Origin of the sequence: Pseudomonas sp. RGB, assembly GCF_007713445.1 — a bacterium.
GTDB lineage: Bacteria > Pseudomonadota > Gammaproteobacteria > Pseudomonadales > Pseudomonadaceae > Aquipseudomonas.
In genome coordinates, this window is sequence record NZ_VMSH01000016.1 from 77,492 (window position 1) to 102,103 (window position 24,612).

General features: G+C 61.5%; 24 protein-coding genes. 6 read left to right on the plus strand and 18 right to left on the minus strand.

The features are described 5' to 3' along the window. Positions 1-4: 4 nt before the first annotated feature. From FPT15_RS25275 to FPT15_RS25325, 11 genes are all read right to left on the minus strand, one after another. Positions 5-496 carry a DUF2878 domain-containing protein gene (locus FPT15_RS25275; RefSeq protein WP_145165578.1) on the minus strand — a complete coding sequence of 164 codons (492 nt, stop codon included), beginning with the start codon at positions 494-496 and terminating at the stop codon, positions 5-7. Then, positions 489-1,760, minus strand: a complete 1,272-nt coding sequence (locus FPT15_RS25280) for a cyclopropane-fatty-acyl-phospholipid synthase family protein (RefSeq protein ID WP_145165579.1) — start codon at positions 1,758-1,760, stop codon at positions 489-491. Before FPT15_RS25280 ends, FPT15_RS25275 begins: the two co-directional genes overlap by 8 nt. After that, positions 1,747-2,556: a DUF1365 domain-containing protein gene (locus FPT15_RS25285; RefSeq protein WP_145165580.1), complete on the minus strand. Its 810-nt coding sequence runs from the start codon at positions 2,554-2,556 to the stop codon at positions 1,747-1,749. Before FPT15_RS25285 ends, FPT15_RS25280 begins: the two co-directional genes overlap by 14 nt. Then, the gene (locus FPT15_RS25290; protein WP_145165581.1) at positions 2,553-3,800 is read right to left on the minus strand and encodes an NAD(P)/FAD-dependent oxidoreductase; all 1,248 of its coding nucleotides are present in this window, start codon (positions 3,798-3,800) and stop codon (positions 2,553-2,555) included. The genes FPT15_RS25285 and FPT15_RS25290 overlap by 4 nt, the downstream gene beginning before the upstream one ends. Next, on the minus strand, positions 3,797-4,579 hold the full coding sequence (locus tag FPT15_RS25295) for an SDR family oxidoreductase (protein WP_106578568.1): 783 nt from the start codon (positions 4,577-4,579) through the stop codon (positions 3,797-3,799). The genes FPT15_RS25290 and FPT15_RS25295 overlap by 4 nt, the downstream gene beginning before the upstream one ends. After that, complete coding sequence (locus FPT15_RS25300) at positions 4,576-4,998, minus strand: nuclear transport factor 2 family protein (RefSeq protein WP_145165582.1); 423 nt, start codon at positions 4,996-4,998, stop codon at positions 4,576-4,578. The genes FPT15_RS25295 and FPT15_RS25300 overlap by 4 nt, the downstream gene beginning before the upstream one ends. After that, entirely contained in the window at positions 4,991-6,433 is a 1,443-nt protein-coding gene (gene phrB, locus FPT15_RS25305) for a deoxyribodipyrimidine photo-lyase (protein WP_145165583.1), read from the minus strand. The genes FPT15_RS25300 and phrB overlap by 8 nt, the downstream gene beginning before the upstream one ends. Next, positions 6,434-7,363, minus strand: coding sequence for a MerR family transcriptional regulator (locus tag FPT15_RS25310; protein WP_145165584.1), 930 nt, complete (start codon positions 7,361-7,363; stop codon positions 6,434-6,436). A gap of 17 nt (positions 7,364-7,380) precedes the next feature. After that, on the minus strand, positions 7,381-8,340 hold the full coding sequence (locus FPT15_RS25315) for a DUF523 and DUF1722 domain-containing protein (protein ID WP_145165585.1): 960 nt from the start codon (positions 8,338-8,340) through the stop codon (positions 7,381-7,383). A gap of 112 nt (positions 8,341-8,452) precedes the next feature. Further along, positions 8,453-8,668 (minus strand): TIGR02450 family Trp-rich protein, encoded by a 216-nt coding sequence (locus FPT15_RS25320; protein ID WP_094948912.1) that lies wholly within the window; start codon positions 8,666-8,668, stop codon positions 8,453-8,455. Beyond that, the gene (locus FPT15_RS25325; protein ID WP_106578574.1) at positions 8,665-9,651 is read right to left on the minus strand and encodes an NAD(P)/FAD-dependent oxidoreductase; all 987 of its coding nucleotides are present in this window, start codon (positions 9,649-9,651) and stop codon (positions 8,665-8,667) included. The genes FPT15_RS25320 and FPT15_RS25325 overlap by 4 nt, the downstream gene beginning before the upstream one ends. 211 nt (positions 9,652-9,862) lie before the next feature. Here FPT15_RS25325 and FPT15_RS25330 point away from each other — a divergent pair, with 211 nt between their 5' ends. Both FPT15_RS25330 and hemH read left to right on the plus strand, forming a co-directional pair. Continuing rightward, positions 9,863-10,762 carry a TIGR01777 family oxidoreductase gene (locus tag FPT15_RS25330; RefSeq protein ID WP_145165586.1) on the plus strand — a complete coding sequence of 300 codons (900 nt, stop codon included), beginning with the start codon at positions 9,863-9,865 and terminating at the stop codon, positions 10,760-10,762. 14 nt (positions 10,763-10,776) lie between these two features. After that, a complete protein-coding gene (gene hemH, locus FPT15_RS25335; protein WP_106578576.1) occupies positions 10,777-11,802 on the plus strand; it encodes a ferrochelatase in 1,026 nt (341 codons plus the stop codon). A gap of 132 nt (positions 11,803-11,934) precedes the next feature. Here hemH and FPT15_RS25345 read toward each other — a convergent pair whose 3' ends face one another. The 3 genes from FPT15_RS25345 to algW form a co-directional block, all read right to left on the minus strand. Continuing rightward, positions 11,935-12,654 carry a DUF4198 domain-containing protein gene (locus tag FPT15_RS25345; RefSeq protein ID WP_145165587.1) on the minus strand — a complete coding sequence of 240 codons (720 nt, stop codon included), beginning with the start codon at positions 12,652-12,654 and terminating at the stop codon, positions 11,935-11,937. Between the two features lie 12 nt (positions 12,655-12,666). Then, the gene (locus FPT15_RS25350) at positions 12,667-14,778 is read right to left on the minus strand and encodes a TonB-dependent siderophore receptor (protein ID WP_145165588.1); all 2,112 of its coding nucleotides are present in this window, start codon (positions 14,776-14,778) and stop codon (positions 12,667-12,669) included. A 108-nt stretch (positions 14,779-14,886) separates the two neighbouring features. Next, positions 14,887-16,041 carry a Do family serine endopeptidase AlgW gene (gene algW, locus FPT15_RS25355; protein ID WP_106578579.1) on the minus strand — a complete coding sequence of 385 codons (1,155 nt, stop codon included), beginning with the start codon at positions 16,039-16,041 and terminating at the stop codon, positions 14,887-14,889. A gap of 102 nt (positions 16,042-16,143) precedes the next feature. Here algW and FPT15_RS25360 point away from each other — a divergent pair, with 102 nt between their 5' ends. From FPT15_RS25360 to cysN, 3 genes are all read left to right on the plus strand, one after another. Beyond that, positions 16,144-16,902, plus strand: coding sequence for a Nif3-like dinuclear metal center hexameric protein (locus FPT15_RS25360; protein ID WP_145165589.1), 759 nt, complete (start codon positions 16,144-16,146; stop codon positions 16,900-16,902). A 271-nt stretch (positions 16,903-17,173) separates the two neighbouring features. Next, positions 17,174-18,091, plus strand: a complete 918-nt coding sequence (gene cysD / locus FPT15_RS25370; protein ID WP_017137614.1) for a sulfate adenylyltransferase subunit CysD — start codon at positions 17,174-17,176, stop codon at positions 18,089-18,091. Positions 18,092-18,104: 13 nt separating this feature from the next. Next, the gene (gene cysN / locus FPT15_RS25375; RefSeq protein WP_145165590.1) at positions 18,105-20,003 is read left to right on the plus strand and encodes a sulfate adenylyltransferase subunit CysN; all 1,899 of its coding nucleotides are present in this window, start codon (positions 18,105-18,107) and stop codon (positions 20,001-20,003) included. Positions 20,004-20,117: 114 nt separating this feature from the next. On the opposite strand, the gene FPT15_RS25380 is transcribed toward cysN, so the two are convergent. From FPT15_RS25380 to FPT15_RS25390, 3 genes are all read right to left on the minus strand, one after another. Beyond that, positions 20,118-21,017, minus strand: a complete 900-nt coding sequence (locus FPT15_RS25380) for an acyltransferase (protein WP_145165591.1) — start codon at positions 21,015-21,017, stop codon at positions 20,118-20,120. Next, a complete protein-coding gene (gene pta / locus FPT15_RS25385; RefSeq protein ID WP_106578583.1) occupies positions 21,018-23,117 on the minus strand; it encodes a phosphate acetyltransferase in 2,100 nt (699 codons plus the stop codon). Between the two features lie 79 nt (positions 23,118-23,196). After that, positions 23,197-23,487 (minus strand): DUF3565 domain-containing protein, encoded by a 291-nt coding sequence (locus FPT15_RS25390; protein WP_145165606.1) that lies wholly within the window; start codon positions 23,485-23,487, stop codon positions 23,197-23,199. Here FPT15_RS25390 and FPT15_RS25395 point away from each other — a divergent pair. Continuing rightward, positions 23,486-23,971: a peptidylprolyl isomerase gene (locus FPT15_RS25395; RefSeq protein WP_003188398.1), complete on the plus strand. Its 486-nt coding sequence runs from the start codon at positions 23,486-23,488 to the stop codon at positions 23,969-23,971. The two genes, FPT15_RS25390 and FPT15_RS25395, sit on opposite strands and share 2 nt — an antisense overlap. 281 nt (positions 23,972-24,252) lie before the next feature. Here FPT15_RS25395 and rpsT read toward each other — a convergent pair whose 3' ends face one another. Then, the gene (rpsT, locus tag FPT15_RS25400) at positions 24,253-24,531 is read right to left on the minus strand and encodes a 30S ribosomal protein S20 (RefSeq protein ID WP_003171647.1); all 279 of its coding nucleotides are present in this window, start codon (positions 24,529-24,531) and stop codon (positions 24,253-24,255) included. Between the last annotated feature and the right edge of the window lie 81 nt (positions 24,532-24,612).

Genomic DNA, 24,612 nt, shown 5'->3' on the forward strand with positions numbered 1-24,612 from the left:
GACGTCAGTGCCCCAGTTGTCGGGCGATCCAGTGCAGCACCGGGAACACCAGCGCCCAAAGCAGCGCCAGGCCAATCAGGGTTGGCGCCGTGCCGTAACCGAAACTCACGCCGGCCAATTGGCTGCCCGCGTAATAAGACAACGGCCCGCCGACTGCGCCCAACACGCTGGCGCGCCACCAGGGCTGGGCACTCCAGGCCAGGCAATGGCGTAGCGTGGTGGCGAGCAACGCCCACAGCAACACCAGCCAAAACGGGATCAGCGGCCCCGGAAAACTGAAATGAAAGACGCCAAAGGTGCGCAATGCGGTATCCACCACAGTGCCAAACAACGTGACGGCGAGGATCACCTGGCCTTCCCGCGACCATGAACTTATCCACAGCAGGTGGATGGCCAGCACTGCACCGACCACCAGCAACCATTCGCTGTCGCCCCCCAGCACACAGGCAAACCAGCCGCACTGGAACAGTACGGCGTTCGCCAGCGATTTAAGCACTGAAGCGCCCAAGCAAGGGTGGGTTGATTGCCGCAGGTTTGGCCAGCAGCAACTGCGCGGTGCCTATCGTTCGTTCCATGAACCCACCTTCGCAGTAGCACAAATAGAATTCCCACAAGCGCAGGAAGTATTCGTCGTAGCCCAACTCGGCAAGGCGGCCATGGGCGCGGCGGAAGTTCTCATGCCACAGGCGCAGGGTTTTTGCGTAGTGCAGGCCGAAGTCTTCCATGTGCAGCAGGTTCATGTCGGTGTCGCGGCTGACGATGTGCAGCATGTTCTGCACGCAGGGCAGGGCGCCGCCGGGGAAAATATAGCGCTGGATGAAATCGACGCTATTCTTGGCCTGCTCAAAACGCTGCTCGCGAATCGTGATGGCTTGCAGCAGCATCAGGCCGTCGCTCTTGAGCAAATGCGCGCACTGCTTGAAGTAGGTCGGCAGGAAGCGATGGCCCACCGCCTCGATCATCTCGATGGACACCAGCTTGTCGTATTGACCGGTCAGGTCGCGGTAGTCCTGCAACAACAGGGTCACCTGGCCCTGCAGTCCCAGGGCATCGATGCGCTTTTGGGTGTAGGCAAACTGCTCTTTGGACAAGGTCGTGGTGGTGACTTTGCAGCCATAATGCTGCGCTGCGTACAGCGCCATGCTGCCCCAGCCGGTGCCGATTTCGAGCAGATGGTCGGTGGGCTTGAGTGCAAGCTTTTGGCAGATGCGTTCCAGCTTGTTCAATTGCGCCTGTTCCAGGGTGTCATCGGGCGTCAGAAATTGCGCCGCCGAGTACATCATGGTCGGGTCGAGGAATTCTTCGAACAGGTCATTGCCCAGGTCATAGTGGGCGGCGATGTTTTTCTGCGAGCCCTTGCGCGTATTGCGGTTGAGCCAGTGCAGGCCTTGAGTAAAGGGGCGTGCCAGGCGCGCCAGGCCACCTTCCATGGCGTCGAGCACCTCCAGGTTGCTGACCATCACGCGCACCACGGCGGTCAAGTCCGGGCTGGTCCAGTAACCGTGGATAAACGCCTCGCCGGCGCCGATCGATCCGTTGGCCGCCACCAGGCCCCACACCGCCGAGTCGAGGATCTGGATTTCCCCCAGCAGGTGCGCTTCGCGGGCACCGAACACTTGGCGTTCGCCGTCCTCGATCACCACCAGCTGGCCGTGGCGCAGTTGGCTGAGTTGGCGCAGCACGGCCTTGCGCAGCAATGCGCTGGTCATGCCGTTGACGTTCAGGCGATTGGTCTTGACCGATAAGCTAGGGGATTTCATGGCGGCGATCCTTGGTATACCCGACTGCGGTGCGAGAGGCGCCATCGGCGGCCTGATGGGAAAAAATCGGTGTGCGTTTGAGCAACAGGCGCATGGCCTGCCAGTAAATGGCCAGGCACGTCTTGGCGGTCATCCACGGGAAGCGCCACAGGTAGCGATGCAGGCTGGCGCGGTTCAACGCTTCCTTGTGCAGGCTCAGCGTGGCGTCGAAAACCTTCAGCTCACCTTGCCAGTCGGCCATGTGCACGCCGAGCTTGGCGGCGGGCGGGCTGAAACTCATGCGGTATTCCAGGTCGCGTGGCAAAAACGGCGACACATGGAAGGCCTTGGCCACGGCGAAGTGCTGATGCTCATCGGCGCCGAGCGCCTGGGCCGGCAGCACGTAGTGATAACGCTCGCGCCATGGGGTGTTGGTCACTTCACACAGGATCGCGGCCAGTTGCCCATCGGCCTCGAAGCAGTAGAAGAAACTCACCGGGTTAAAAGCCAGGCCCCAACTGCGAGCCTGGGTCAGTAGGCAGATAACGCCCTGGGGCTCGCGCCCCAGCGCCTTGCCAACTTCCTGGCGCACGGCATCGCTCAAGCTCATGCCGTGGCGCGTGAATTCACGCAGGTAATCCTGCTGGCGAAAGCCAAAGGGCGCCAGGCGGCTAGCGCCGGCCAGGGGCGACAGCCCGAGCACTTCGTCTTGTTCGCTCAAATCCAGGTACAGCAGGCCGATGCGGTAGCGAAAGGCGTGAGCCTTGGGCGCAAACCGGCGATGGGCGATCCAGCCGCTGTACAGGGCGCTGTTCACAGGGTTTCTCCAAAGGCTTGAGCCACGCGCAAAGCGCTGACCACGCCGTCTTCGTGGAAACCATTGGCCCAGTAGGCGCCGCAAAAAAAGGTGTTGCGCGTGCCTGCCAATTCTTCCCAGCGCGCTTGGGCAGCGACCGCCGCGAGGCTGTATTGCGGGTGCGCGTAGGTGTAGCGCGCGAGGATCTTCAGCGGGTTGATCATCGGCGTCTGGTTGAGGCTGACGCAAAAGGTGGTGGCGCTGTCGATGCCTTGCAGAATGTTCATGTCGTAAGTGACGGCGGCCTGGGTTTGGGTATCGCCGGTCAGCCGATAATTCCAGCTGGCCCAGGCGAGCTTGCGGTCCGGCAGCAGGCGCGTGTCGGTGTGCAGCACCACATCGTTGTCGGCGTAAGGCAGCGCGCCGAGGATTTCCTGTTCCGCCGTGCTGGGGTCGGCCAGCAAGGCCAGGGCCTGGTCGCTGTGGCAGGCCAACACGACCCGGTCAAACGTCTCGCTGCCGGCGGCGCTGTGGATCACAACGCCCTCGTCGGTGCGCTCGACGTTATGCACCGGGCAATTGAGGCGCACCTGTTCGCGAAAGCTGCGCGTCAGCGGCTCGATGTAGCTGCTCGACCCGCCCTCGATCACGCACCACTGCGGCCGGTTGTTCACCGAGAGCAAACCGTGGTTCTTGAAAAAGCGCACAAAGAACTGCAACGGAAAGCCGAGCATGTCGGCCAGGGACATCGACCAGATCGCCGCGCCCATCGGCACGATGTAATGCCGGATAAAGCGTGGGCCGTAGCCGCCGGCTTCGAGGTAATCGCCCAGCGTCATTTCAGCGCTGATGCGTTGTTCCTGCAGGTCCAGCGGCGCCTGGCGATTGAAGCGCAGAATATCGCGCAACATGCCCCAGAACCCTGGCGACAGGATATTGCGGCGTTGGGCAAACAGGCTGTTGAGGTTGTTGCCGTTGTACTCGAATCCGGCGCTTTGGTCGCACACCGAAAAACTCATTTCGGTGGGTTTGAAGCTGACGCCAATCTGCCCCAGCAAGCGAATGAAGTTGGGGTAGGTCCAGTCGTTGAACACGATAAACCCGGTGTCCACCGCGTAGCTTTTGCCCTCAACCGTGACGTTGACCGTGTGGGTATGCCCGCCAATGCGCTCGCCCGCTTCGAACACAGTGATGTCGTGGCGACGGCTGAGCAGGTAAGCGCTGGTCAGCCCGGCGATGCCGCTGCCGATAATGGCGATCTTCACAGGTCGTCCTTCTTCGGTGGCGGGCTGCGCAACATGCGTTTGCCGATGATCAGTTGCGCACGGTTGGGCAGCTTCGATAGGGGCCACAAGGTGGCGATAAACATGGCGGGAAAGGCGATTTCCAGCGGACGTTTTGCCAGCTTGGCGAAGATATGCCGCGCGGCCTTGTCGGCGGACCAGCTCAGGGGCATCGGGAAGTCGTTGCGTTCGGTCAGCGGTGTGTCGACAAAGCCCGGGCTGATCACGGTGACGTCGATGTTCTCGGGCGACAGGCTGATGCGCAGGGATTCGAACAGGTAGCGCAGCCCGGCCTTGGACGCACCATAGGCTTCGGCGCGGGGCATGGGCAGGTAGGTGACCGCGCTGGCTACGCCCACCAGGTGCGGGGAATGCCCGGCGCGCAACAGCGGCAGCGCGGCTTCGATGCAATAGCTGCTGGCCAGCAAGTTGGTGCGCACCACGTACTCGACAATCGATGCATCAAATTGCTTGGCATCGACATATTCACAGGTGCCGGCGTTGAGAATGACCGTATCGACGGAGCCCCAGACCACGCCGATATGCTCGCCAATCTCACGCACGGTCTGGCTGTTGGTCAGGTCGCCGGCCACCACCAGCACTTGGCCTGGATAACGTTGGGCGAGGGCTTCCAGCGGGCCTTTCGTGCGTGAGCTGAGCGCCACGTGGGCGCCGCTGTTGAGCAGCTCCACGGCCAGCGACGCGCCAATGCCACTGCTGGCGCCAGTCAGCCAATATCGGCGGGGCGGTGTAAGGCTCATCCCATTCTCCTTTTCAGCCAACTGATGACCCGGCCGACTACTGGCAGGTGTTCGTAGAGCAGAGCGCCTGCATCGAAATAATCCCGGTGCCGGTACACCTTGTCGCGCCACATCAGGTGTGAGCAGCCTTCAACCCGGATCACCTTGCCGCTGTTCAGCCGCGGATGGCAAAAACTCATCTTCCAGCGCAGGTAGCCTTCACCTTCGGCCACTTGGTCGAAGCCGTGAAAGTCAAAACGCAGCTGGCTCACATTGCCATACAGTTCGGTGAAATAGCGGTGCAGCGCCGTCAGCCCGTGCACTTCATGCAGCGGGTCGGTGAAGGCGATGTCCTTGCTGTACAGGCTGTCGAGCAGGTGCAGGTTGTGCTTGTCCAGCGTCGCAAAGGCCTGGGCGAACCGGTGCAGGAAGTCACTCATGTTCGGCAACCCCCTGGCGCGAGGGCAGGCTGCGGAAGGCGGCCAGGGCGCGCGCGCGGGACTTTTTCAGGTCGACGATAGCGCGTGGGTAATAGGCCACGCCAAACAGGCCGCCGGCCGCCTCGGGGTTGTGCACTTCCTTCTTGTTCAGCGCCGCCAGTTCCGGCAGCCAGTGCTTGATGAACACGCCTTCGCTGTCGAATTTTTCCGACTGGCTCAGCGGGCTGAAAATCCGGAAATACGGCGCCGAGTCGGTGCCGGTGGAGGAGCTCCACTGCCAGCCGCCGTTGTTGGCGGCCAGGTCGCCGTCGATCAGGTGGCGCATGAAGAAGCGCTCGCCTTCGCGCCAGTCGATCAGCAGGTTCTTGGTCAGGAACATCGCGACCACCATGCGCAGGCGATTGTGCATCCAGCCGGTTTCGAGCAACTGGCGCATGGCGGCGTCGATGATCGGCAGGCCGGTGCGCGCTTGCTGCCAGGCGGCGAGGTCCTTGGGCGCATCGCGCCAGGCCACCGCTTCGGTCTCGGGACGGAACGCACGGTGGCGCGACACCCGTGGATAGCCGACCAGAATGTGCTTGTAGAACTCGCGCCAGAGCAGCTCGTTGATCCACGTGATCGCGCCGATGTCGCCGCTTTCAAACTCGCCCTGGTTGGTTTGCAAGGCGGCATGCAGGCACTGGCGGGGCGAAACTACGCCGGCGGCAAGGTAGGCGGACAGTTGGCTGGTGCCGGGTTTGGCCGGGAAGTCGCGCTCATCTTTGTAGTAGCTGATTTGTTGATCGGCGAAGGCGTCGAGACGGCGGCGTGCTTCGTCTTCACCGGCCGGCCAGAGCGCGCGCAAGGCTTCGCTGGGCGGCTCGAACCCTTGGACCTGTGCAGGTATCGGATCGCTTTTGAGCTTGATCGGCGCCTGGGCTTTGGGTGTTGCCACCAAACGGGGAAGGGCGCTGTGCAGGCGGCTGTAGCAGACCTTGCGGAACTGGCTGAAGACCTGGAAGTACGTGCCGGTTTTGGTCAGCACGCTGCCGGGCTGGAAGAGCAATTGGTCCAGGTAGCTGTGGAACGTCACGCCCTGGGCTTCCAGAGCCTGAGCCACGGCGGCATCGCGGCGGGTTTCGTGGATGCCGTATTCCTCGTTGACGTGGACCGACTCGACCGACAGCTCCCGACACAGCGTGCCGAACACGGCGGGCGCCTGGTCCCAAGTCGCTGTGGTGCGGATCAGCAGGGGAATGTTCAGCTTGCCGAGCGCCTGGCTCAAGTGCTGCAGGTTGCGCAGCCAGAAGTCGACTTTGCACGGTGCGTCATCGTGGGCCAGCCACTGTTCGGGAGTGATCAGGTACACGGCCGCAACCGGGCCTCGCTGGCAGGCGGCGGCCAGGGCGGTGTTGTCGTGTAGGCGCAGGTCGGTGCGCAGCCAGATCAAATGCATTTAAAGAAGTCCACGCTGGATCAGAATCAAGTGGGCCGACAACGGGTCTTCGGCCACGAACAATTCAGGGGTTTCACGGGTTAATACGGCCAACTCGGCCTGGTGGATGCATACCGTTGGTCCGGCAATCAGCGTCGGGCAACCGACGCCGCCCAGCAGCTTGGTGAGTGTCGACACCTGCAGGGCCTTGCTCGAATACAGCAGCACGGCCCGCGGTTGCAGGTGCTCCACCGCTAACGCCAGCTCACCGACCGGCAACGGCCAATCGAAGACTTCCACTGGGCAATCGGCGCTGCTGGCCAGCCAGGCGCTGAGCCACAGATGCGGCTCCAGCGGCAGGTCCGAGTGGTTGACCAGCAGCAGCGGGGAGCCTTGCAGCTGGCGATTGTTGTGATAGATGCGTGCGCCGAACTTGCTGCGCAGCCAGGACAGGAAAAATACCCGCTCCATCTGCGCGCCGAACTGGCCTTGCCAGCGCTGCTCGAGTTCCTGCAGCAGCGGCAGCAGCAACTGTTCGCACAGGGTACGTGGCGGGTACAACGCCATGGCTTGGTTGAACGCATCGTCGACCCGGCGCTCGGCCAACGCGCTGATGGCGCCCACCAGGTTCTGGCGCAGGGCGTGCCATTCGTTTTCGACGGTGTCGGGGCTGACCTGGGCGGAGTCGATCAAGCCTTTGACCTGACTGACCGGCACACCGCGGTTGAGCCAGGTCAGGATGGTGTGGATGCGTTGCACGTGTTCGGCGCTGAACAGCCGGTGGCCCTTGGGCGTGCGCTGGGGCACGATCAGGCCGTAGCGGCGTTCCCAGGCGCGCAGGGTCACGGCGTTGACGCCGGTCTGGCGCGCCACTTCGCGAATCGGCAGCCAGCCGTCTTGGAGGGCTTGGGCGATGTCTTCGCCGGGTTCGTCTTGCAGGGCAGCTTTCATAATGTACTTTTCATGGGTCAGATCGCATTACGCAGGCTGAGGTTTTCCGGGTGCGGTTGCAGGTAAGCCTGCTGCGCGATGTAACGGTCCGGGTGTTGGCGGAAGTGGTGTTTGAGCAGGGTCAGCGGCACCACCAGCGGCACGATGCCGGTGCGGTACTGGCCGATGACGGTTTGCATTTCCTGCTTGTCGTCGGCGCTGATGGCCTGCTTGAGGTAGCCGCTGATGTGTTGCAGCACATTGGTGTGAGTGCCGCGGGTGGCGCATTTTTTCAGGCCGGTCATCAGCTCGCTGAAATAGCCGGCGGCCAGTGCGTCGAGAGAGGTGTCCTTGCCCATGCTGCCCAGCAGGTGGCCGAGGCTTTTGTAATGCACCGGGCTGTGGGCCATCAGCAGGTATTTGTAGCGCGAGTGGAACGCCAACAGGCGGTGGCGGGTCAGGCCATCGGCCAGCAGTTGCTGCCAGCTGGCGTACACAAAGACGCGGGTCAGGAAGTTTTCCCGCAACACCGGGTCATTCAGCCGGCCGTCTTCTTCCACCGGCAGGTTGGGGTGGCGCGCGCAGAACGCCTGCGCGTAGATGCCGCGCCCGCCGCCGTCCACAGGTGTGCCGTTCTCACGGTAGACCTTGACCCGTTCCAAGCCACACGACGGGGACTTTTGCATGAAGATGTAGCCGCACAGATCGGTGTGTTCCAGGGCCATCTGCTGGCCGTATTCGTCCAGTGGCTGCGTAACGTTGAGATCACGGCGCACCGTGCCGACGGCCTGCGGCTGGGCAGGGTCGCCCACCAGGCGGATCGGTTCGCGGGGGATGCCCAGGCCGATGGCAACTTCGGGGCACAACGGCACGAAGTCGAAGTAGTCAGCGAGCGTCTGGCTGCACAGCAGGGATTGTTTGTGTCCGCCATTGAAGCGCACGTTCTCGCCTAACAGGCAGGCGCTGATGGCGATCTTCGGTTTTCCGGTGCTGGACATGTTCAAACCTCTCCGAGATTCCTGTACAAACTCTTAAGTCTGTACAACTAAATCTCATCATAGGTTTGATGCTGTACAAGTCAAATATTTTGTACAAGTATTTTCGGGCGAGCTACTTCCAGCCGATTCGCCAATCTTCGGCGTTCTGCAGGGTTTGCCAGGTCAGGCGTTCAGCACGGCGAGTCATGACGGCTTGCAGCTCGATTTCCAGCACAGTGCCTTCCTCGTCACGAAACAATTCGGTGACCAAGAAGTGTTTCTCCTTGTTGCGAGGACGCGCTGCTGTCCACTTCGACAGCAGCAGTTTGGCGGGATTGATGCGGTTCATTGCAGGTGCTCGATCAAGCGTCGCGCCGCTTCCTGGCCGCTGAGCCATGCGCCTTCGACCCGACCGGACAGGCACCAGTCGCCGCACACATACAAGCCCAGGTCAGCATCGGCCAGTACCCCGAATTCATGCGCGCTGGAGGGTCGCGCGTACAGCCAGCGATGCGCCAGGCTGAAAGAAGGCGCGGGCATGGCGCTGTGCAGCAACTCAGCGAAAGCGCCGTGCAGGTGTTCGATCACAGCTTCTTTGGGCAAGTCCAGGTGCGCCTTGCTCCACGCGCTGGTGGCGTGCAGCACCCACGTGTCGAGGGTGGTATCGCGCCCGGGTTTGCTGCGGTTGCGCGCGAGCCAGTCGAGAGGGCTGTCCTGGACGAAACAGCCTTCCATCGGCGTGTCCAGAGGTTTGTCGAAAGCCAGGGCGATGGCCCAGGTCGGGTCCATTTTCACCCCAGCAGCGGCACCCGCCAGCTTCGGCGCGGCGGCGAGCAGCGCGGTGGCCTGGGGCGCCGGCGTGGCAATCACGACGTGGCTGAACGGGCCGTGATTGCCGCCGTCGGCGTCCAGCAGGTTCCAATGCTGTTTGCCCTGGAACACTTCGGTGATGCGGCAACCGAATTCCACCGGCAAATCATCCAGCAGCGCACGGGTGATAGCACTCATGCGCGGCGTACCGACCCAGCGAATTTGCTCGTCGGGAGAGGGCGTGAGCTGACCGGACTTGAAGTTGTACAGCTGGGGTTTCCACTGCTCGGCCCAGCCGTTGCTTTGCCAGCGTTGCACCTCGTTGACGAAGCGCCGGTCGCGGGCGGTGAAGTATTGCGCACCCATGTCCAACGCGCCGGCGTCGCTGCGCTTGCTGGACATGCGGCCGCCGCTGCCGCGGCTTTTATCGAAGAGTTGTACAGCGTGCCCCGCGTCTCGTAACGCTCGGGCGGCGGAGAGACCGGCGATGCCGGTGCCGATGATCGCGATGGGAACAGTCATGGGAGGCCTCGTTTTACCGTTGGGTACAGACTACGCCGACACCAATAGCTGTACAATATTGTTTTTTGGTATAAGTTTTGGCGTACCTGTTCTTACGGCGTGGCCTATGGTTAAAGCTGAGGCTTAACCAACAGCCGCGCCCGATTGCAATTGATCCCTGCTTATAAAATAGACCAGTGATCGGCGGCGAACGTTACATGAGGAGTGTCCCATGCATATTTTGCTGACCGGCGGTACCGGCTTGATCGGTCGCCAGCTTTGCCAACACTGGCTTGCCCAAGGGCATCGCTTGACCGTCTGGAGCCGTGAACCGGACACCGTTGCCAAGTGGTGCGGTGCGCAAGTGTTGGGCGTTGGCCGCTTGCAAGACGTGATCGGCAGCGTGGATGCGGTGGTCAATCTGGCCGGCGCGCCCATTGCTGATCGGCCCTGGACCAAAAGGCGCAAGACCTTGTTGTGGAGCAGCCGCATCAGCCTCACCGAAACGCTGTTGGCGTGGATGGAAGGCCAGGCGCAAAAACCGCAGGTGCTGATTTCCGGTTCGGCGGTCGGTTGGTACGGCGACGGCGGCGAACGCGAATTGACCGAGGCCAGCGGCCCGGTGCAGGACGACTTCCCGAGCCAGCTGTGTATCGCCTGGGAAGAAACGGCCCTGCGCGCCGAAGCCATGGGCATCCGCGTGGTGCTGGTGCGCACCGGCCTTGTGCTGGCGGCGAAAGGCGGCTTTTTGTCGCGGCTGTTGCTCCCGTTCAAGCTGGCGCTGGGCGGGCCGATCGGCGATGGTCGGCAGTGGATGCCGTGGGTTCATATCAAAGATCAAATCGCCCTGATTGATTTTCTTCTGCACAAAGCCGACGCCAGCGGTCCTTATAATGCCTGCGCGCCACACCCGGTGCGCAACCGCGAATTCGCCAGGATCCTGGGCCAGGTGCTGCACCGTCCCGCGTTCATGCCGATGCCGGCGTTTGCATTGAAGGTCGGGCTGGGTGAGCTGTCCGGGTTGTTGCTCGGCGGGCAAAAAGCCGTGCCCGAACGGCTGTTGGCGGCCGGTTTCACTTTTCAGTTCACTGAGTTGCACGCGGCCCTGGAAGACTTGTCCAGCCGCTTCTAGCCATAGGATGTTGCATGACGGATCACGCGTTGTTACTGGTCAACCTGGGTTCACCGGCTTCCACCTCGGTGGCCGATGTGCGCAGCTACCTCAATCAGTTCCTGATGGACCCTTACGTGATCGACCTGCCGTGGCCGGTGCGGCGGTTGCTGGTGTCGCTGATCCTGATCAAGCGCCCCGAGCAGTCGGCGCATGCCTACGCGTCGATCTGGTGGGACGAGGGTTCACCGCTTGTAGTCTTGAGTCGTCGTTTGCAGCAGCAAATGACCGCGCAGTGGACCCAGGGCCCAGTGGAGCTGGCGATGCGTTATGGCGAACCGTCGCTTGAAACGACGCTGACGCGCCTGGCTGCCCAGGGGATTAAGAAAGTCACCCTGGCGCCGTTGTACCCGCAGTTTGCCGACAGCACCGTGACCACCGTGATTGAAGAAGCCAAGCGTGTGGTGCGCGACAAAAAGCTCAACGTGCAGTTTTCGATCCTGCAGCCCTTTTACGATCAGCCGGAATACCTCGAGGCACTGGTTGCGAGCGCCCGGCCGTATGTCGAGCAGGATTACGATCATTTACTCCTGAGTTTTCACGGCCTGCCCGAGCGTCATCTGAAAAAGCTCGACCCCACCGGCGGGCATTGTTTCAAGGATGCGAACTGCTGCCAGAACGCGTCGCCCGAGGTGCTTGCCACCTGCTATCGCGCGCAGTGCTTCAGCGTTGCACGGGAATTTGCCGCGCGCATGGGCCTGCCGGATGGCAAGTGGTCGGTGGCATTCCAGTCGCGCCTGGGCCGGGCGAAATGGATCGAACCCTACACCGAAGCCCGCCTGGAAGCCCTGGCCCAGCAAGGCGTGAAAAAGCTGCTGGTGATGTGCCCGGCGTTTGTTGCCGATTGCATTGAGACGCTGGAAGAGATTGGTGATCGTGGGTTGGAGCAGTTCCGCGAAGCAGGGGGCGAGGAGTTGGTGTTGGTGCCGTGCCTCAATGATGACCCGCAGTGGGCTGCGGCGCTGAACACGTTGTGTGAGCGGGCGCCCTTGGCGCTGTGATCAGATTGTCGAAACGATAGAGATCAACTGTGGGAGCGGGCTTGCCCGCGAATGCGAGGTGTCAGTCAACGAATGTATTGACTGATGCAGCGCCTTCGCGAGCAAGCCCGCTCCCACAGTGTTTTTTAGGGTTTATTCGTGATGCGGTTCACCCAGGAACGTCAGCGAACTGAACAGCCCGCGCGTCGCCACATCGGCATTGTCCTTGAGCGGGATCTCCACCTGCGCCGCGATCACATTCAACCCTTCGTTACGCACCAGCACCTGGGCGCGACCGTCTTTGTCGGTCTCGGTGCTCAAGGTGTTTGGTGCATTGCGATAGTCGCCCACCAGCTTGATCCCCGCCGCAGGCTTGCCATCCAATAGCACACGCACCGGCAGTGATCGGCCAGGTCCTACGGTCAGCGGATCCACTTCAGGCAGGATCAGCAGCTTGATCTGATCCAGCTTCGGCAACTTCGCCCCCGGCTGATAAATCGCCAGGCTGTACTTGAAGGTCTGGGTCGATGCAATCGCCCCCGGCACATGGCGGCGGCCCTGGTTGATCCACTTCTTGTCCGGCGTCTGCGACCACATGCCGTTATCCAGGGCGACCGCTAAAACGGCGGGCGATTTGAGCGGCTTGAGGCGTGCGTGGTCGGCAAGGCGTTCTACGCTGACCGGGATCATCCTGGCGCTGGCGTCATACGCCCAGGCGCCGCTGATTTTCTCGGCCTTGAAGGCGTTGTCCTCGGCGCCGTGGCCGTAGATCACTTCGATATTGCCGCGTCGCTGTTCGGTCCACAGGCCGTGGGCAGAAACTTGGCTGGCAAACAGCAGGCCGAGCACGGCCAGGGATTTCAAGGCTTGCATGGGAGCGTCCTTTTACAGGTTGAGGGTCAGGCTGACGGTGACGTTGCGCGGCTCACCGGGCGTGACCCAGTAGTTGCTGTAGGAGCGCTCGTAGTACTTTTCGTCGAATAGGTTATTGAGGTTCAGGCCCACGGTGACGTTGTCGCTGGCTTTGTAATGCGCCAGCAGGTCGACGGTGTGGTAGGCGGACAGTTCGAAACGACTGCCGGCCTCGCCGGAGCGGTCACCGACGTAGGTGAACGCTGCGCCCAGGTCCGAGCCGCGCAACACGCCATTCTGGAATTCATACACGCCCAACAGGCTGGCGCTGCGCTTGGCCACGCCGAGAATTCGGCTGCCGGTGGGGATGGCTTTGTCGCCCTTGGTCACCTCGGCGTCGATGTAGGCGAAGGCGCCGATGACGCGTACGGCGTCGGTCACTTGCCCGCTCAGTTGCAGATCGACACCCTGGCTGCGCGCCTTGCCCATGGCGCGCTGGGTGTCGGTGGCGGGATCGAGGGCGAGGACATTTTTCTTTTCGATGTGGAAGGCGGCGAGGGTGGTGCTCAGGCGATCGTCGAACAGCTCGCTCTTGAGCCCTATTTCATAACCGACGCCTTCTTCTGGCTCGAAGGATTTACCGCCGGCATCCAGGCCGCTGTTCGGTTTGAACGACGTTGATGCGTTGGCGAACACGCCGACCTGCGGCGTGAGCTGGTAGAGCAAACCGGCGCGTTGGGTCAGGGCATCATGGGTTTGCCGGCCCTTGGCGTGGTTGCGGGTGAAGTCATCGGTGCTTTGTTCGACGTGTTCGAAGCGCGCACCGAGCATGCCGCGCAGGCGGTCGGTGAAAACGATCTGGTCCTGCAGGTTCAGTGCCTGGCTCTTCACCTGTTCGAAAACGTCGGTGCCGGAGCGCGCGCCGTTGGGTTTGGTCTGGCCATAGATCGGTTTATAGATGTCGATGGGGTAGAGGCTGCCGGCAATCGCCGTCACGCGTTCTTTTTTGCGGTAGTCCTCGTACTCGCTGCCGATCAGCAGTTCATGCTGCCAACTGCCGATGTCGAACAGGCCGCGCAGTTCGAGCTGGGTAATGCTGTCATGCCAACCGGTAGAGCGTTGGCGGTAGCGGCGGTTGACGGTATGGCCGTCGGCATTCAGCGCGCGGCTTTCCGAGGCGTCGCCCCACAGGCTGCCCTGTTTATAGTGGCTGGCGAGGCGCAGTTGCCAGGCGTCGTTGAGGTGGTGTTCCACGGCGGCCTGGAGGCGGTTGTTGTGGTTGCGGATGTTGCCGTCGTTGGGCTCGCCGAGGAAGGTGGAGCGGGACATGCCATGGGGCGCGACGATGCCACGGTCGAAGGTTGAGCTGTGGCGCACGAACTCGCTTTCCACAAGCAGGCGAGTGTCCGGGTCCAATTGCCAGCTGAAAGACGGCGCGACAAATACGCGCTTGGCGTCAACGTGATCGCGAAAGCTGTGATTGTCTTCCACCGCCAGGTTTACGCGCGACAGCACGCGGCCGTCGCCGTCCAGTGGCGTGTTCACATCAAGGGCTGTGCGGTAGCGGTCCCAGCTGCCGGCACTGGTTTGCACGGTGGTGAAGGCTTGCGGCTGGGGTTTTTTGCTGACGATATTGACGGTGCCGCCGGGATCGCCACGCCCGTAGAGGCTGGCGGCGGGGCCTTTTAGCACTTCAATGCGCTCGATATTGGCCGCGTCTGGCGTGCTCGGGTAGCCACGGTTGGCGCTGAAACCATCCTGGTAGAACTGCGAAGTGGTGAAGCCGCGCACGCTGTACTCGTAAAGCGTCAGGCCGCCGAAGTTGTTTTGCTTGGACACGCCGCCGGCGAATTCCAGGGCGCGTTCGACATTGGTGCTGCCCAAGTCGTTGAGCACCGTGGCGGGAATCACGCTGATTGATTGAGGAATGTCACGCAGGGCCGTGTCAGTTTTGGTCGCGCTGGCAGAGCGGGTGGCGCGATAGCCTTTGACGGGGCCCGTGGCAGATTCATAGGCGTCGCCGGTGACGCTGATGGTGTCCAGTTCGACAGTGTTGTCTTTGGCGTAGCTGTCTTCGGCGCAGGCGGGGTCGAGCAACAATCCCAAGGCCAGACCAGCCAGTTGGGTAAGTCTACGAGGAGGCATGATAGAGCGTTCCAATGTCTATATTGAAACAATATAACATGCCTAATGAGAATGGATTTCTTTTGAAATATTAGGTTACAGGAGCCCGCGAACGGGCTCCCAACCCCGTTATTCCTCTTCTTTCACCGGCGCCGGCGGTGGGCGCAGGCCGATTTCTGCCAGCAATTTGATCTCTTTGCCGTTGCGCATTACCTGGATCGCCACCTTGTCGGTCGGCTTGATCCGCGCGACCTGGTTCATCGACTTACGGCCATCACCGGCCGGTTCGCCATCGATGCTGAGGATCACATCGCCCAGTTGCAGGCCGGCTTTCTGCGCCGGGCCGTCGCGGAAGATCCCGGCGACCACGATGCCCGGGCGTCCGGTCAAGCCGAACGACTCAGCCAATTCCTTGGTCAGTGGCTGTACTTCGATGCCCAGCCAGCCACGGATTACCTGGCCGTGCTCGATGATCGACTTCATCACTTCCATGGCCAGCTTCACCGGGATCGCAAAACCGATGCCCTGAGAACCGCCGGATTTGGAGAAAATCGCGGTATTGATGCCGGTCAGGTTGCCATTGGCATCCACCAACGCGCCGCCGGAGTTGCCCGGGTTGATCGCCGCGTCGGTCTGAATAAAGTCTTCGTAGCTATTGAGCCCCAACTGATTACGCCCGGTGGCGCTGATGATGCCCATGGTCACCGTCTGGCCGACGCCAAACGGGTTGCCGATCGCCAGTGCCACGTCACCGACGCGCAGCCCTTCGGAGCGCCCGATGGTGATCGAGGGCAGGCTTTTCAAATCGATCTTCAATACCGCGAGGTCGGTTTCCGGGTCGCTGCCAACCACGCGGGCCAGGGTTTCGCGGCCGTCGCGCAGGGCCACGACGATCTGGTCGGCACCCGTGGTCACGTGGTTGTTGGTGAGGATGTAGCCTTCGGGGCTCATGATCACGCCGGAACCCAGGCTGGATTCCATGCGGCGCTGCTTGGGGCCGTTGTCGCCGAAGTAGCGGCGAAATTGCGGGTCTTCAAACAGCGGATGCGCCGGTTTGTTGATGACCTTGGTGGTGTACAGGTTGACCACGGCGGGTGCGGCGATCACCACGGCGTCCGCATAAGTCACCGGACCTTGCACCACCGAACTGGTTTGCGGTGCCTGTTGCAGGTTCACATCAAGGCTGGGTAAGCCCACCCACTGGGGATAACGCTGAATAATCAGCATCGCGATCAGCACGCCAGCCAACAATGGCCATCCAAAAAAACGCAGTGCCTTAAGCATCAAGTAAGTCCTGACAGGTTGCAGGGGGCGGGAGAGCGCCCATAATGTCGCGCATTATACGAGGCTGCGAGCGCCTCGGAACGGGATATTTAGGAGTCTTTTATGGCCGTCCCCCTTACCACCCTCGTCGAGGAAGCGGACCGCTACCTTGGCAGCGCAAAAATTGCCGATTATTGCCCCAATGGCCTGCAGGTCGAGGGCCGTCCGCAGGTGATGCGCATCGTCAGCGGCGTGACCGCAAGCCAGGCTCTGCTGGATGCCGCGGTCGAAGCCCAGGCCGACCTGGTGCTGGTGCACCACGGTTATTTCTGGAAGGGCGAAAACCCGTGCATCACCGGCATGAAACAGCGCCGCCTGAAAACCCTGCTCAAGCACGACATCAGCCTGCTCGCCTACCACCTGCCGCTGGACCTGCACGCGGACGTGGGCAATAACGTGCAACTCGCCCGCCAGCTGGACATTACCGTCGAAGGCCCGCTGGACCCAAGCAACCCCAAAATCGTCGGCCTGGTCGGTTCCCTCGCCGAGCCCCTGTCGCCCCGCGACTTTGCCCGCCGTGTGCAGGACGTGATGGGCCGTGAGCCGCTGCTGATCGAAGGCAGCGAAATGATCCGCCGCGTTGGTTGGTGCACGGGCGGCGGTCAGGGTTACATCGACGACGCGATTGCGGCAGGCGTCGACTTGTACCTGAGCGGCGAAGCTTCCGAGCAAACCTTTCACAGCGCGCGGGAAAACGACATCAGCTTTATCGCCGCCGGCCACCACGCCACCGAGCGTTATGGCGTGCAGGCGTTGGGCGAGTACCTGGCGCGGCGTTTCGCGCTGGAGCATCTGTTCATCGATTGCCCCAACCCGATCTAAGCCTCGCCGCAGGCCCAATGTGGGAGCTGGCTTGCCTGCGATAGCATCACCTCAATTTACCTGACTGACCGAGGTGCCTGTATCGCAGGCAAGCCAGCTCCCACAAAAGCCAGCTCCCGCAGTTGACCGGGTTTCACGCCAAACCAGGCGGCATATTCATATACCGTTTCGATCTAGCCAGCTCCCTGAATAGAAGAAGGTGCTGTGCTAGCATGCCCCGCTCGAACACGGCCCGCTGGCCGTCCATAAGATCGTTTTTCCGTGAGTAGCCATGGTCGACAAACTGACGCATCTGAAACAGCTGGAGGCGGAAAGCATCCACATCATCCGCGAGGTCGCCGCCGAGTTCGACAACCCGGTGATGCTCTACTCGATCGGTAAAGACTCCGCCGTGATGCTTCACCTGGCGCGCAAGGCCTTCTTCCCGGGCAAGCTGCCGTTCCCGGTGATGCACGTCGACACCCGCTGGAAATTCCAGGAGATGTACAAGTTTCGCGACAAAATGGTCGAAGAGCTTGGCCTGGACCTGATCACCCACGTCAACCCGGACGGCGTGGCGCAGGGCATCAACCCGTTCACCCACGGCAGCGCCAAGCACACCGACATCATGAAAACCGAAGGCCTCAAGCAGGCCCTGGACAAGCATGGTTTCGACGCAGCCTTCGGCGGTGCCCGTCGCGATGAAGAGAAATCCCGCGCCAAAGAGCGCGTGTACTCGTTCCGCGACAGCAAGCACCGTTGGGACCCGAAAAACCAGCGCCCGGAGCTGTGGAACGTCTACAACGGCAACGTCAACAAGGGCGAGTCGATCCGTGTGTTCCCGCTGTCCAACTGGACTGAGCTGGACATCTGGCAGTACATCTACCTGGAAGGCATTCCGATTGTGCCGCTGTACTTCGCCGCCGAACGCGACGTGATCGAGAAGAACGGCACGTTGATCATGATCGACGACGACCGCATCCTCGAGCACTTGTCCGACGAAGACAAAGCCCGAATCGTCAAAAAGAAAGTACGTTTCCGTACCCTGGGCTGCTACCCGTTGACGGGCGCGGTGGAGTCCGAAGCCGAGACGCTGACGGACATCATTCAGGAAATGCTCCTGACGCGAACTTCCGAGCGCCAGGGCCGGGTCATCGACCACGATGGCGCAGGCTCGATGGAAGATAAAAAACGTCAGGGTTATTTCTAAGGGGCTGTCACCAATGTCGCATCAATCTGATTTGATCAGCGAGGACATCCTCGCCTACCTGGGCCAGCACGAGCGCAAGGAAATGTTGCGCTTCCTGACCTGCGGCAACGTCGACGACGGCAAGAGCACCCTGATCGGGCGCCTGCTGCACGACTCCAAGATGATCTACGAAGATCACCTGGAAGCCATCACCCGTGATTCGAAGAAATCCGGCACCACCGGCGATGACATCGACCTGGCCTTGCTCGTCGACGGCCTGCAGGCCGAGCGCGAGCAGGGCATCACCATCGATGTGGCCTACCGCTACTTCTCTACCGCCAAGCGCAAATTCATCATTGCCGACACCCCCGGCCATGAGCAGTACACCCGCAACATGGCCACCGGCGCCTCCACCTGTGACCTGGCGATCATTCTGATCGACGCGCGTTATGGCGTGCAGACCCAGACCCGTCGCCACAGCTTTATCGCCTCGTTGCTGGGCATCAAACATATCGTGGTGGCCATCAACAAGATGGACATCAACGGCTTCGACCAAAGCGTATTCGAGCAGATCAAGGCCGATTACCTGAAGTTTGCCGACGGTATCGCGTTCAAGCCAAGCACCCTGGCCTTCGTGCCGATGTCGGCGCTCAAGGGTGACAACGTGGTGAACAAGAGCGAGCGTTCGCCTTGGTACACCGGCCAGTCGCTGATGGAAATTCTCGAAACCGTCGAGATCGCCAACGACCGCAACTACACCGACCTGCGTTTCCCGGTGCAGTACGTCAACCGTCCGAACCTGAACTTCCGTGGTTTCGCCGGCACCCTGGCCAGCGGCATTGTGCACAAGGGCGACGAAGTCGTGGTGCTGCCGTCGGGCAAGAGCAGCCGCGTCAAATCCATCGTCACCTTCGAAGGTGAGCTGGAGCACGCAGGCCCTGGCCAGGCCGTGACCCTGACCATGGAAGACGAGATCGACATCTCCCGTGGCGACCTGTTGGTGCATGCCGATAACGTGCCGCAAGTGACCGACGCCTTCGACGCCATGCTGGTGTGGATGGCCGAAGAGCCGATGCTGCCGGGCAAGAAATACGACATCAAACGCGCGACCAGCTACGTGCCGGGTTCCATCACCAGCATCGTGCACCGCGTGGACGTGAACACCCTGGCCGAAGGCCCGGCGAGTTCGCTGCAGTTGAACGAGATCGGCCGGGTCAAGGTCAGCCTCGACGCCGCCATCGCGCTGGACGGTTACGACAGCAACCGCACCACCGGTGCGTTTATCGTCATCGACCGCTTGACCAACGGCACGGTGGCCGCGGGCATGATCATCGCGCCGCCGGTCAACCATGGCGGTTCAGCGCAACACGGCAGCCTTGCTCATGTCGCCACTGAAGAGCGCGCTCTGCGCTTCGGCCAGCAGCCGGCCACCGTGTTGTTCAGCGGCCTGTCGGGCGCGGGCAAGAGCACCTTGGCCTATGCGGTTGAGCGCAAGTTGTTCGACATGGGTCGTGCGGTGTTCGTACTGGATGGCCAGAACCTGCGTCACGACCTGAACAAAGGGTTGCCGCAGGATCGAGCCGGCCGCACTGAAAACTGGCGTCGCGCTGCTCACGTGGCGCGCCAGTTCAACGAAGCCGGCCTGCTGACCCTGGCCGCGTTCGTTGCCCCGGATGCCGAGGGCCGCGAACAGGCCAAGGCGCTGATTGGCGCCGACCGCCTGCTCACCGTCTATGTGCAAGCGTCGCCGCTGGTGTGCGCCGAGCGTGATCCGCAAGGCCTGTACGCGGCGGGTGGGGATAACATCCCTGGCGAGTCCTTCCCGTACGACGTGCCGTTGAATGCCGACTTGGTGATTGACACCCAGGCCACGTCGCTGGAAGACAGCGTCAAGCAAGTGCTGGAGCTGTTGCGTCAGCGCGGCGCGATCTAAACCTCGCCGCCACAAAAAAGCCCGCCACCGATGACTCGGTGGCGGGCTTTTTCATGGAGTCTTGAAGACAACTCGGTCAACTGTGGGAGGGGGCAAGCCCCCTCCCACAGTTGATTATTGTTTGCCTGGGAAATCAGTGTGCAGCTTGTCCAGCAACGCATCCTTGTCTTCCCACAGCTGGTTGATCCAGCCCTGAAACGCCAACCGGTACTCCCCGTCCTGCTCATAATTCTTGCCGATAAACCCGGCCGGAATCTGCACTTCTTCAAAGTGCACCACCACATCCTTCACATTCCCACACAGCAAGTCCCAGTACCCAGGGCGCCCGGCAGGGTAGTGAATAGTCACGTTGACCAGGGACTTCAACTGCTCGCCCATGGCGTCCAGCACAAACGCAATGCCGCCGGCTTTGGGCTTGAGCAAGTAGCGAAATGGGGATTTTTGCTGCGCATGCTTGCCCGGCGTAAAGCGTGTGCCTTCGGCAAAGTTGAAAATGCCCACCGGGTTGTCACGAAACTTCGCACAGGTCTTGCGGGTGGTTTCCAGGTCTTTGCCTTTCTTTTCCGGGTGTTTCTCGAGGTAAGCCTTGGTGTAGCGCTTCATGAACGGGAAGCCCAGCGCCCACCACGCCAGGCCAATCACCGGCACCCAGATCAGCTCCTGCTTGAGGAAGAACTTCAGCGGGCGAATCCGTCGATTGAGCACGTACTGCAACACCATGATGTCCACCCAGCTCTGGTGGTTACTGGTCACCAGGTACGAGTGCTCGTAGTCCAGCCCTTCAAGGCCGGTCAGGTGCCAGCGCGTGCGCCGTACCAGGTTCATCCAGCCCTTGTTATTGGTGACCCAGGCTTCGTGGGTGTGGTTCATCAGCCATTCGCTGAAGCGCTTGGCAAATGGCAGCGCCTTGAACAGCGCGACGATAAACAGAAACGAGCACAACAGAATCGTGTTCAGCGCCAACAACAAGGACGCGATCACCCCGCGCACGGCGGCAGGTAGAAAATCCAGCATTTAAATATCCATAGGTCGGTTGGCGGCTTGAATCGCAGTCAGGGCGATGGTGTACACGATGTCGTCGACCTGAGCGCCGCGCGGCAGGTCGTTCACCGGTTTGCGCAGGCCTTGCAGCATCGGCCCCAGGCTTACGCAATCAGCGCTGCGTTGCACGGCCTTGTGCGTGGTGTTGCCGGTATTGAGGTCTGGGAACACAAACACCGTGGCTTTGCCGGCGACCAGGCTGTTGGGCGCCAGTTGCCGGGCCACGGTTTCGTTGGCGGCGGCGTCGTATTGCAACGGCCCGTCGATCAGCAGCGAGCTTTGCTGTTCGTGGGCGAGCAGGGTGGCTTCGCGGACTTTTTCCACTTCCTCGCCACTGGCCGAATCGCCGCTGGAATAGCTGATCATCGCCACGCGCGGGGTGATGCCGAACGCGGCGGCCGAGTCGGCGCTTTGCAGGGCGATTTCCGCCAGTTCCGCCGCGCTCGGGTGCGGGTTCATCACACAGTCGCCGTAGACCAGCACCTGCTCCGGGAACAGCATGAAGAACACTGACGACACCAGGGTGCAGCCCGGCGCCGTTTTAATCAGCTGCAGGGCAGGGCGGATGGTGTTGGCGGTGGAGTGGATGACGCCGGAGACCAGGCCATCCACTTCATCCAGCGCGAGCATCATGGTGGCGATCACCACGGTGTCTTCCAGTTGCTGCTCGGCCATCGGTGCGTTGAGGCTCTTGCTCTTGCGCAGGGCGACCATCGGTTCGACATAACGCTGGCGAATCAGGTCCGGGTCGAGAATCTCCAAGCCTTCGGGCAGCTCGATGCCGTGGGCGCGGGCCACCGCTTCCACATCCGCCGGTTTGGCCAGCAGCACGCAACGGGCAATGCCGCGCGCCTGGCAGATGGCGGCAGCTTGCACGGTCAACGGCTCGCTGCCTTCGGGCAACACGATGCGTTTGTTGGCGGCCTGGGCGCGCTGGATCAACTGGTAACGGAACACGGCCGGCGACAAGCGCATCTCCCGTGGCGTGCCGCAGCGTTGGTGCAGCCAGCGCGCGTCGAGGTGGCTGGCGACGAAATCGGTGATGATTTCTGCGCGCTCGCGGTCATCAATCGGGATTTCTTTGTTAAGGCTGTTGAGCTGGTTGGCGGTGTCGTAGGAGCCGGTGCTCACCGACAACACCGGCAGCCCGGCCTGGAACGCGCCCCGGCACAGATCCATGATGCGCGGGTCGGGCAGGGTGTCGCTGGTCAGCAGCAGGCCGGCCAGCGGCACGCCGTTGATCGCGGCCAGGCTGACGGCGAGGATGATGTCGTCGCGATCGCCAGGGGTAACCACCAGCACGCCGGGCTTGAGCAGCTCCACAGTGTTACGCATGGTGCGCGCGCAGATGATGATTTTGGTCATGCGCCGGGTTTCGTAGTCGCCGGCATTGAGGATCTGTGCGCCCATCAGGTCGGCCACGTCGCGGGTGCGCGGCGCGTTGAGTTCGGGCTGGTACGGGATGCAGCCAAGCAGGCGGAAGTCACCGCTGCGCAACAGTGGCGAATGCTCTTTGAGGCGCGCCGAGAACGCTTCCATGCTTTCGTCGGTGCGCACTTTGTTGAGAATCACGCCCAGCACTTTCGGGTCTTTGGGGCCGCCGAACAGTTGCGCCTGCAATTCCACGCGGCCAGAGAGCTCGGTGAGCACCTCGTTTTCCGGCGCCGAGACCAGGATCACTTCCGCATCCAGGCTCTTGGCCAGGTGCAGGTTGACCCGCGCCGCATAGCTGGCGCTGCGGGTTGGCACCATGCCTTCGACGATCAGCACGTCCTTGCCCACGGCGGCTTGCTGGTAAAGGGTGATGATTTCTTCCAGCAGCTCGTCCAGCTGGCCGTCGCCGAGCATGCGCTCTACATGGGCCAGGCCCAAAGGCTGGGGCGGTTTCAGGCCGTGGGTGCGGGCCACCAGCTCGGTGGAGCGCTCGGGGCCGGTGTCGCCCGGGTGCGGCTGGGCAATGGGTTTGAAGAAACCGACTTTCAGCCCGGCCCGTTCAAGGGTGCGCACCAGCCCAAGGCTGATGGAGGTCAGACCCACACCAAAATCGGTGGGCGCGATAAAAAAAGTCTGCATGCGAATTCTCTGGAGGTGCATGGCTTCGGTGGCGCTCTATGGTTGAGCGCCTACCGGGAATCAGACGCCAAGGTTATCGTTATTCGAGCGCTTGCGCACACCAGCCACACGCAAAGGGTTGGCCTATTTTTTCAAGGCGTTGCACGGGGTCCAGTACCCAGGCGCGCGACTGCCATGGCGGTTGGTGGCGCAGGTGCTGGGTGTGGCCGCAGGACAGCTCGGCGACCCAGTGCCGGTCGTCATCCTGGTGGAATCCGAGGATGAAGGATGCCGTTGACCGGTCCCGTCTGTCCGGGTTGTGTTCGCTTTCGGGCAAATCCTTGTTTAGACTTGTCCGTTCTTCATTCTTATGCAAAAGGTCTCGCCCCATGACGATCGCCGCTAACAAGGCTGTCTCCATCGACTATACCCTGACCAACGACGCTGGTGAGGTCATCGACAGCTCCGCCGGCGGCGCGCCGCTGGTCTACCTGCAAGGCGCAGGTAACATCATCCCGGGCCTGGAAAAGGCTCTGGAAGGCAAGAACGTCGGTGACGAACTGACCGTCGCCGTAGAACCTGAAGACGCTTACGGCGAATACTCCGCCGAACTGGTCAGCACCTTGAGCCGCAGCATGTTCGAAGGCGTTGACGAGCTGGAAGTGGGCATGCAGTTCCACGCTTCCGCGCCGGACGGCCAAATGCAGATCGTCACCATCCGCGATCTGGACGGCGATGACGTGACCGTTGACGGTAACCACCCTCTGGCTGGCCAGCGCCTGAACTTCCAAGTGAAGATCGTTGCCATCCGCGACGCTTCCCAGGAAGAAGTGGCCCACGGCCACGTTCACGGTGAAGGCGGTCATCACCATTGATTGTGGTTTGATCAATAGGTAGCAAAAACGCCCCGACTGGTTCGGGGCGTTTTTTTGTGCCTTGAAAATGTCCCCCAGTCCAAATGTGGGAGCGGGCTTGCTCGCGAAGGCGGTGGGTCAGTCAGCACATGCATTAACTGATACACCGCCTTCGCGAGCAAGCCCGCTCCCACAAGGAGAACTGTGGTGATTCTGCAAGCAAACAAAAATGCCCCGCACCTTTCGGTGCGGGGCATTTCTTAACTGTTACGCGGCCTGGGCTACGTGGCAGTTTTCACCACTTAGGCTGCTGCAGCGACGTTCAGAGCCTTGATGTGGCCATTCAGGCGGCTCTTATGACGAGCGGCCTTGTTCTTGTGGATGATGCCTTTATCGGCCATACGGTCGATAACTGGCACGGCCAGAACGTAAGCAGCTTGGGCTTTTTCAGCGTCTTTGGTGTCGATGGCTTTAACTACATTCTTGATGTAGGTACGAACCATGGAACGCAGGCTGGCGTTGTGGCTGCGACGCTTCTCAGCCTGTTTTGCACGTTTTTTGGCGGAAGGTGTGTTGGCCACCGTCGAGCTCCTCGAAAGACTTTTTAGGAAATAGCAAACAAAATAGGCCGCGAATCATGCCGATGACTTGATGGGTTGTCA

Excerpts from the sequence above, each read along its gene's own strand:
- FPT15_RS25280 (WP_145165579.1), bottom strand. The coding sequence starts at position 1,760 with ATGAAATCCCCTAGCTTATCGGTCAAGACCAATCGCCTGAACGTCAAC.
- FPT15_RS25295 (WP_106578568.1), bottom strand. The coding sequence starts at position 4,579 with ATGAGCCTTACACCGCCCCGCCGATATTGGCTGACTGGCGCCAGCAGT.
- FPT15_RS25300 (WP_145165582.1), bottom strand. The coding sequence starts at position 4,998 with ATGAGTGACTTCCTGCACCGGTTCGCCCAGGCCTTTGCGACGCTGGAC.
- phrB (WP_145165583.1), bottom strand. The coding sequence starts at position 6,433 with ATGCATTTGATCTGGCTGCGCACCGACCTGCGCCTACACGACAACACC.
- FPT15_RS25310 (WP_145165584.1), bottom strand. The coding sequence starts at position 7,363 with ATGAAAGCTGCCCTGCAAGACGAACCCGGCGAAGACATCGCCCAAGCC.
- FPT15_RS25315 (WP_145165585.1), bottom strand. The coding sequence starts at position 8,340 with ATGTCCAGCACCGGAAAACCGAAGATCGCCATCAGCGCCTGCCTGTTA.
- FPT15_RS25320 (WP_094948912.1), bottom strand. The coding sequence starts at position 8,668 with ATGAACCGCATCAATCCCGCCAAACTGCTGCTGTCGAAGTGGACAGCA.
- FPT15_RS25325 (WP_106578574.1), bottom strand. The coding sequence starts at position 9,651 with ATGACTGTTCCCATCGCGATCATCGGCACCGGCATCGCCGGTCTCTCC.
- FPT15_RS25330 (WP_145165586.1), top strand. The coding sequence starts at position 9,863 with ATGCATATTTTGCTGACCGGCGGTACCGGCTTGATCGGTCGCCAGCTT.
- hemH (WP_106578576.1), top strand. The coding sequence starts at position 10,777 with ATGACGGATCACGCGTTGTTACTGGTCAACCTGGGTTCACCGGCTTCC.
- FPT15_RS25345 (WP_145165587.1), bottom strand. The coding sequence starts at position 12,654 with ATGCAAGCCTTGAAATCCCTGGCCGTGCTCGGCCTGCTGTTTGCCAGC.
- FPT15_RS25350 (WP_145165588.1), bottom strand. The coding sequence starts at position 14,778 with ATGCCTCCTCGTAGACTTACCCAACTGGCTGGTCTGGCCTTGGGATTG.
- algW (WP_106578579.1), bottom strand. The coding sequence starts at position 16,041 with ATGCTTAAGGCACTGCGTTTTTTTGGATGGCCATTGTTGGCTGGCGTG.
- FPT15_RS25360 (WP_145165589.1), top strand. The coding sequence starts at position 16,144 with ATGGCCGTCCCCCTTACCACCCTCGTCGAGGAAGCGGACCGCTACCTT.
- cysD (WP_017137614.1), top strand. The coding sequence starts at position 17,174 with ATGGTCGACAAACTGACGCATCTGAAACAGCTGGAGGCGGAAAGCATC.
- cysN (WP_145165590.1), top strand. The coding sequence starts at position 18,105 with ATGTCGCATCAATCTGATTTGATCAGCGAGGACATCCTCGCCTACCTG.
- FPT15_RS25380 (WP_145165591.1), bottom strand. The coding sequence starts at position 21,017 with ATGCTGGATTTTCTACCTGCCGCCGTGCGCGGGGTGATCGCGTCCTTG.
- pta (WP_106578583.1), bottom strand. The coding sequence starts at position 23,117 with ATGCAGACTTTTTTTATCGCGCCCACCGATTTTGGTGTGGGTCTGACC.
- FPT15_RS25395 (WP_003188398.1), top strand. The coding sequence starts at position 23,486 with ATGACGATCGCCGCTAACAAGGCTGTCTCCATCGACTATACCCTGACC.
- FPT15_RS25390 (WP_145165606.1), bottom strand. The coding sequence starts at position 23,487 with ATGGGGCGAGACCTTTTGCATAAGAATGAAGAACGGACAAGTCTAAAC.